This window comes from Mycobacterium sp. 852002-50816_SCH5313054-b (assembly GCF_001667185.1).
GTDB lineage: Bacteria > Actinomycetota > Actinomycetes > Mycobacteriales > Mycobacteriaceae > Mycobacterium.
In genome coordinates, this window is the sequence record NZ_LZIC01000015.1 from 39,119 (window position 1) to 45,593 (window position 6,475).

General features: G+C 67.4%; 5 protein-coding genes and 1 pseudogene. All 6 read right to left on the minus strand.

What is annotated here, in order from left to right:
• Positions 1–55: 55 nt before the first annotated feature.
• Entirely contained in the window at positions 56–1,204 is a 1,149-nt protein-coding gene (locus A5787_RS02055; protein ID WP_066960872.1) for a thiolase family protein, read from the minus strand.
• Between the two features lie 25 nt (positions 1,205–1,229).
• On the minus strand, positions 1,230–2,036 hold the full coding sequence (locus A5787_RS02060) for a thioesterase family protein (protein WP_066960875.1): 807 nt from the start codon (positions 2,034–2,036) through the stop codon (positions 1,230–1,232).
• Positions 2,033–3,247, minus strand: coding sequence for a CaiB/BaiF CoA-transferase family protein (locus A5787_RS02065; protein ID WP_066960878.1), 1,215 nt, complete (start codon positions 3,245–3,247; stop codon positions 2,033–2,035). The genes A5787_RS02060 and A5787_RS02065 overlap by 4 nt, the downstream gene beginning before the upstream one ends.
• A gap of 21 nt (positions 3,248–3,268) precedes the next feature.
• Positions 3,269–4,477: a cytochrome P450 gene (locus A5787_RS02070; RefSeq protein ID WP_066960881.1), complete on the minus strand. Its 1,209-nt coding sequence runs from the start codon at positions 4,475–4,477 to the stop codon at positions 3,269–3,271.
• 204 nt (positions 4,478–4,681) lie between these two features.
• Entirely contained in the window at positions 4,682–6,334 is a 1,653-nt protein-coding gene (locus A5787_RS02075; RefSeq protein ID WP_066960885.1) for an acyl-CoA synthetase, read from the minus strand.
• An 8-nt stretch (positions 6,335–6,342) separates the two neighbouring features.
• Positions 6,343–6,475 (minus strand): annotated as a pseudogene (locus A5787_RS27590) (PaaI family thioesterase); the annotation flags it as partial.

Below are 6,475 nucleotides of genomic sequence, written 5' to 3' on the forward strand. Positions count from 1 at the left end.
TCCCGTTCGCCACTACGACGAGACGGGCCGGGCGAAAGTTACAGCTGCTCGACGCTCAGGTCGTCAAGATTGTCGCGGCGGCGGTGCCCGGCGCCCCGTACAGCTGGGTGAAGCCGACCTTCGGATCGCCGGGGACCTGCCGATCGCCCGCCTCGCCGCGCAGCTGGCGGACGATCTCGTGAATCTGGCGCAGCCCCGAGGCGCCGATCGGCTCACCGTTGGCGATCAGCCCGCCATCGGTGTTGACCGGCATGGCGCCGCCGATCTCGGTGGCGCCGTCGGCCAGCAGCTTCTGCTGATCACCGTGCGCGCAGAACCCGCACTCGGCCATGTGGATGATCTCGGCGCCCGCGTCGGTGTCCTGCAGCTGGATCACGTCGACGTCGTCGGGCGCCACGCCGGCCTTCTCGAACGCGGCCCGCGCGGCGTAGACGGTCGGTGCGACGTCCTCGTCGACCGGCGCGAAGGTGGTGTTCACCTCGTAGGCACCGTAGCGGCGGGTGCGGACCTCCACCGCCCGCAGATACACGGGCTTGGAGGTGTAGCGGTGCGCGATGTCGGCCTTGCACAGCACCGCGGCAGCGGCGCCCTCGTCGGGTGCGCAGAACATGTACTGGGTCAGCGGGTAGTTGAGCACCGGCGAACTCAGGATCTGGTCCTCGGGGATTGCCTTGCGGCGGAACGCGTTCGGATTCAGCGAACCGTTGCGCAAATTCTTCGCCGCGACCTTAGCGAGCGTCTCCGTGGAGATGTTGTGCTCATGCAAATAGCGATTCGCCTTCATGCCGAAGAACTTCGTGGTCAGGTACTGCCCGTTCTCGGCATACCAGCTCGGCATGCCGACCAGCGCCGGATCCTCGGTGAACGCCCCGCGCGGGTGCTTGTCGAGGCCGATGGCGATGCCGATGTCGTAGTCGCCCAACCGGATCCCGTCGGCACAGGCCTTGACCGCGCTGGCCGCGGTCGCGCACGCATTGAACACGTTGGTGAACGGGATGCCGGTCAGGCCCACCATGCCGACGATGGCGTCGGGGTTGGCCACCGTCCAGCTGCCACCGGTGGCGAATTGGATGTCCTGCCACACGACACCGGCGTCGGCGACCGCGGCCAAGATCGCGTCGACGCCCATCTGCATCGCAGACTTGCCCTCGAAGCGGCCGAACGGGTGCAGACCCACCCCGATGATGGCGACGTCGTTGGTCATCCGTATCTCCTTGTCTCGGGCGGCGCTAACGGCGGCGCACCAGCTGCGCCTGCTGAAGCGCCGCCACCGCCCCGTGCTGGTCGAAAAGCGTCGCGATCGAGACGCCGACTCCGTCGCGGCCGTAATGGTTTTCGGCTCTTACGCCGATCCATTCGCCGTCGGGGACGCGGTGGATGTGGACCGTGAGGTCGGTGTTGAGGAACAGCCATTCGGCGACGCTGAGGCGGCTGCCCATGCCGTTGGCGATGTCGGCGACCGCGAACAGGCGCTGCATCGGTGTCATCGATTCGCCCTGGACGAGGTCGACGATCGGTCTGGCCCAGCACTCGCCGGGCACGTCGTTGAGGATGTCGTTCAGCCAGCGCCAATCCAGGCTCTGGATGTACGTCTGGTTCGCGTCGTTGTCGGGGTGGCGGAGCCGCCCCTCGCCGACCGGGCGCAGCGGGGGAGTGGGGGTGAAAAACAGCTCCGCCGCATCGCCCGCCTGGAATCGCCACGCTATGGCGTTGGCGACTGGTCGCGGCTGCCCGTCGGGACCCGGCGCCAGCAGTTGGGCGTTCAGCAGCTCGATCTTGGTTCCGGGGCGCTCGACGTGGGCGCGCACCCACAGCGGCCCGGCCACCGGGACGGGTCCGAGGAGGTCGACGACGACGCGGCTCAACCGGGCGTCGTCCCGTGGCGAGCAGCGCTCCATGGCGCGCACCAGCAGCGCCGACACGGGCGCGGCATTCTGCATCGTCGGCGACCACGTACTGATGACATGATCCGAAGCGCTGAACCTCTCACCGAGTGGATCGTGTGGATCGGCCAGCTCGTAGTAGGCGTCGGTCAAGCGATGGCCCCTGCGTCCTTGAGTTCGGCGATGCGGTCCCAGTCCATGCCGAGTTCCATCAACACGATTTCGGTGTGTTCGGAGGCTTGCGGCGCACGGGTTGTCACCAGCGGCTCATGGTTGAACTGAACCGGCCCGCGCACGACGCGGAACGGCTTCCCGCCGCTGGCGACCTCGACCTCGGCGATCATGTCGTTGGCGATGGCCTGTTCGTCGTCGACCAGATCGAGGAGGCTCTGGAAGGGCGCCCACTGGCCCTTCATCGTCTTGAGGTGCCGGCGCCAGTACTCAAAGGGCTTGCCGGCGAAGGCCTTCGCGATCAGTTCGGCGGCCGCGTCGGCGTTCTGGATCAGCGGGAGCACCTCGGAGAAGCGCGGATCGTCGGCGGCCTCGGGGATGCCGAGGTGCTCGAAGGTGTCGCGGATCAAGCCGGTCGGACTGATGATGCACAGGTTGATCGTGCCGCCGTCGGAGGTTTCGTAGTTGCCCATGAACGGATTCACCGACGGCGCAAGGGAACCCGGCATGGACGTGCGCATCACCTCGCCGGTCTCCATGCCCTGCGTCACGCTGGCGCCCGCCGCCCACCACGCGGTGCTCAGCAGCGACACATCCATCTCGACGGCCTCGCCCGTGCGCTCGCGGTGCAGCAACGCGGCCGAGATGCCGCCGGCGATGAACATGCCCCCGATGGAATCGCCGAACGCCGGAATGCCCTGGCCCAGAGCGCCGCCCAACTCCTCCGGCGTCAGCGCGTAGCCGATGCCGCTGCGGGTCCAGAATGCGGTGCCGTCGTAGCCACCGACGTTGCGTTCGGGCCCCTTGTCGCCGTACGCCGATCCGCGGGCGTACACGATGTTCGGGTTCGCCGCGCGGATGTGTTCGACGTCGAACTTGTGCTTCTGCCGCACCGCGGGCATGTAGTTGGTCAGGAACACGTCGGAGGCCTTGGCCAGTTCGTAGATCACTTCCTGGCCGCCCGGCGTGGACACGTCGATCCCGACGCTGCGCTTGCCGCGGTTGGGATGTTCCATCAGCGGGTGCCGCTCGGGATCGACCTGAATGCCGCCCATGTTGAGGAAGCCGCGTTGGGTGTCGCCGCGCACCGGGTGCTCGACCTTGATGACGTCCGCGCCCCAGTCGGCGAGGATCGCGCCCGCGGCCGGGACGAAGGTGAACTGCGCAAGCTCGAGGACCCGAAAGCCCGCCATTACCTTAACCATTCCCGGACCCTACTGTGCGTCGAACGTAACCGGAAGCGCGGTCGGCGACCGGAACGGCTGGCCGTGGATATGTGGGTCGCCGTCGGCGAGCAGGTTGATATTGGTCAGCCGATTCAGCAGGCATTCGAGCGCGACCCGGGTTTCCAACCGCGCCAGGTGAAGTCCCAGACACGTGTGCTCACCGGCGGCGAACGAGATGTGCGGTACGTGCTTGCGGAAGATGTCGAATTCCTCCGCCCGCTCCCAGCGCCGCTCGTCGCGATTCGCCGAGCCGATGCACACCCCGATGACGCCGCGCGCCGGAATCTCGACCCCCTCCAGCTCGGTGTCCTCCGTGGCGAACCGCTGCACGGTGGTCAGCGGTGTCTCGTAGCGCAGCCCCTCCTCGATCGCCTGGCCGATCAGCTCGCGGTTCGCTTGCACCGCCGCGAACTGCTCCGGATGGGCGAGCAGCAGATACAGCAGGTTGCCCGACGACCGGTAGGTGGTCTCCAAACCGGCGGGCAGCAGCAGGCGCAGGAAGGAGTAAATCGCCTCGTCGCTGAGCTTTTCGCCGTCGATCTCGGCGCTGACGAGGTCGCCGATGATGTCCTCGGTGGGCTTGGACTTGCGTCGCTCGATCTGCTCGACGAAGTAATCCTTCAGCGCCGTCGACGCCTCGAAGGCCCGCTCATAGTTGACGTGGTAGCTGATCAGCTCCACGGCGCGCTTGCGGAACATCGGCAGGTCCTCGGCCGGCAGCCCCAGCAGTTCGGCGATCACCCGGGTGGGAAATTCGAAGGTGAACTGCCGGACCAGGTCGGCCTCGCCGGCGTCGATGAACTCGTCGATCAACGCGTTGCAGATCGGCCGCACGATGGCGGGCTCCCACCGGGCCAGCGCCTTGGACTTGAAAGCCGCCGACACCAGGTTGCGATGGTCGCGGTGCTTCTTTCCCTCCATCGCCAGAATGGTCGGCCCCATGAACAAGCCGATCGTTTTGTCGTACGGTGCCGAGCTGAACACCCGGCCATCGCGGAACACCGTGTTCACCGCGTCGAACGACACCGCGGAGTACTCCCGCTTGGGCAGCAGCGACTCCGGCGTCTTTGAGTAGTCCATGACGGTGCCGCGGAACACGCCGGCCTGCCGGCGCTTGTGAGCGAAAAAAGGGTAGGGGTCGCGAAGGCTGACGGTCTCTTGCCCGGTTTGGGAGCCGGTCCGGACGTTTGTCGTCACCTAGGTCTCCAGCATCTTCAGCAGGAACGTGCGGTTCTTGCGTAAGATCGTACTGTAATTCTTACAGTAGACAATATGGGCGCGACTCGGAACCGCGAGCGCGTCAGCCTTGCGGCACGCGCCAGCAGGGCGGCGTATCTCACACGTACGCCCGCACCTCGGTCGAGGCCGTCAGCGTCTCGTCCTTCTGCAGCACCGGCATCCTCAGCCGTTCACCGCCTGCTCGTGCGCCCACCGGTAGTCCGCCTTGCCCGCCGGGCTGCGCTCGATCACCGGACGGAAGACGACCGCCTTGGGAAGCTTGTAGCGCGCCAACGACTTTGCGGCGTGGGTGACGAGCTCGTCGGCCTCGGCACTCGCGCCCTCGGCGATCGCGACGATTGCCACCACCTCCTGGCCCCAACGTTCGCTCGGCCGCCCGGCGACCACCACGTCGGCCACCGCGGGGTGCGACGCGATCGCTGTTTCGACCTCCTCGACGAAGATCTTCTCGCCCCCGGAATTGATGGTCACCGAGTCGCGGCCCAGCAGTTCGATGGCGCCGTCGGCGCGGTGGCGCGCGCGGTCGCCGGGAACGGCGTACCGCACGCCCTCGATCACCGGGAAGGTGTTGGCCGTCTTGGCTGCATCGCCCTTGTAGCCCAACGGAACATAGCCGCGCTGGGCGAGCCACCCCATGCCTTCGTGTCCGGGCGCCAGGATCGCGGCCATGTCCTCGGCCGCCACGAAGGTGTCGGGTCCGGCGTTGAAGGTGCCGGTCGATACCGCGCCCGGGGCGGACATGTGGTGCATCTGCGCCCCGGTCTCCGACGATCCGACGCCGTCGACGACGACGGCGTTCGGCAGCACCTCGATCAGGCGTTGCTTGACGAACGGGGTCAGCAGGGCACCGCCGTTGGCGACGACGGCCAACGACGACACGTCGGCGATGCCCTTCTCGATGGCGGCGACCAGCGGTCGCGCCATCGCGTCACCGACCACCGTCACCACCGGCACCCGTTCGCGCTCGATGGTGCGCACGACGTCGTCGGCGTCCAAATGATCGACGACCGAAGGGAAGACGACGGTCTGCCCCGTCGTGATCGCGGTCATCACGCTCCACTGCGCTGCCCCGTGGATCAGTGGCGGCAGGATGAGCAACTTGGCGCCGGGCCCGGCGCCCACCCTGGCCACGATCTCGTCGACCGACGCGGATGGCTCACCGGTCATGAGGTTTCGCCCGCCGAAGGACGTCATGAAGATGTCGTGCTGGCGCCACAGCACGCCCTTCGGCATCCCCGTCGTGCCGCCCGTGTAGAGGACGTAGAGGTCGTCGGGCGAGTGCTGCACGGGCGGCGGTTGAGGCGAGCTGGATGCCAGGGCGGCCTCGTAATCCACCGCGCCGTAGATCAAGTCGTTGCCCGAGTCGTCGGCGATCTGGATCAGGACGCGCAGTTGCGGCAGGTCCGGCAGGATCTCGGCGACGCGCGGCGCGAACGCCGCGTGGTAGATCAGGGCGGTGGCCCCGGAATCCGCCAGCAGGTACTGCAGCTCGCTCTTGACATAGCGGAAGTTGACGTTGAACGGCGCGACCCGCGCCTGGAAGCTGCCCAGCAACCCCTCGACGAACTCGTTGCCGTTGTAGGCGTACAGGCCGAGCAGGTCCTGGCCGACCTCGTGGCCGGCGAGGCCCGAACGGTCGGTGTGGCAACCCAGTCCGCGCTTGTGCAGGTAGGCGGCGAGCCGGTTCGCCCGCTCGAGGATCTGCGCGTAGCTGTAGCGGCGGTCGCCCTGGATCACCAGGTCGCGGTCGGGGATCGCCGCGGCGACGGCCTTGGCGACCTCGGGCACGGTGAATTGTGTTGTGCTGTCAGGCATCGTGCCTCTCACGGCTGGTGGGGTAGCAGGCGGACCATCAGGCCATTGGCTTCGCTGAGCAATGTGCCGTCGGCAGCGGTCATGCTAGCGGCTACGAAGAATTTCCTGCCATCGACGCCTGCGATCCGGCCCCGGGCGGTC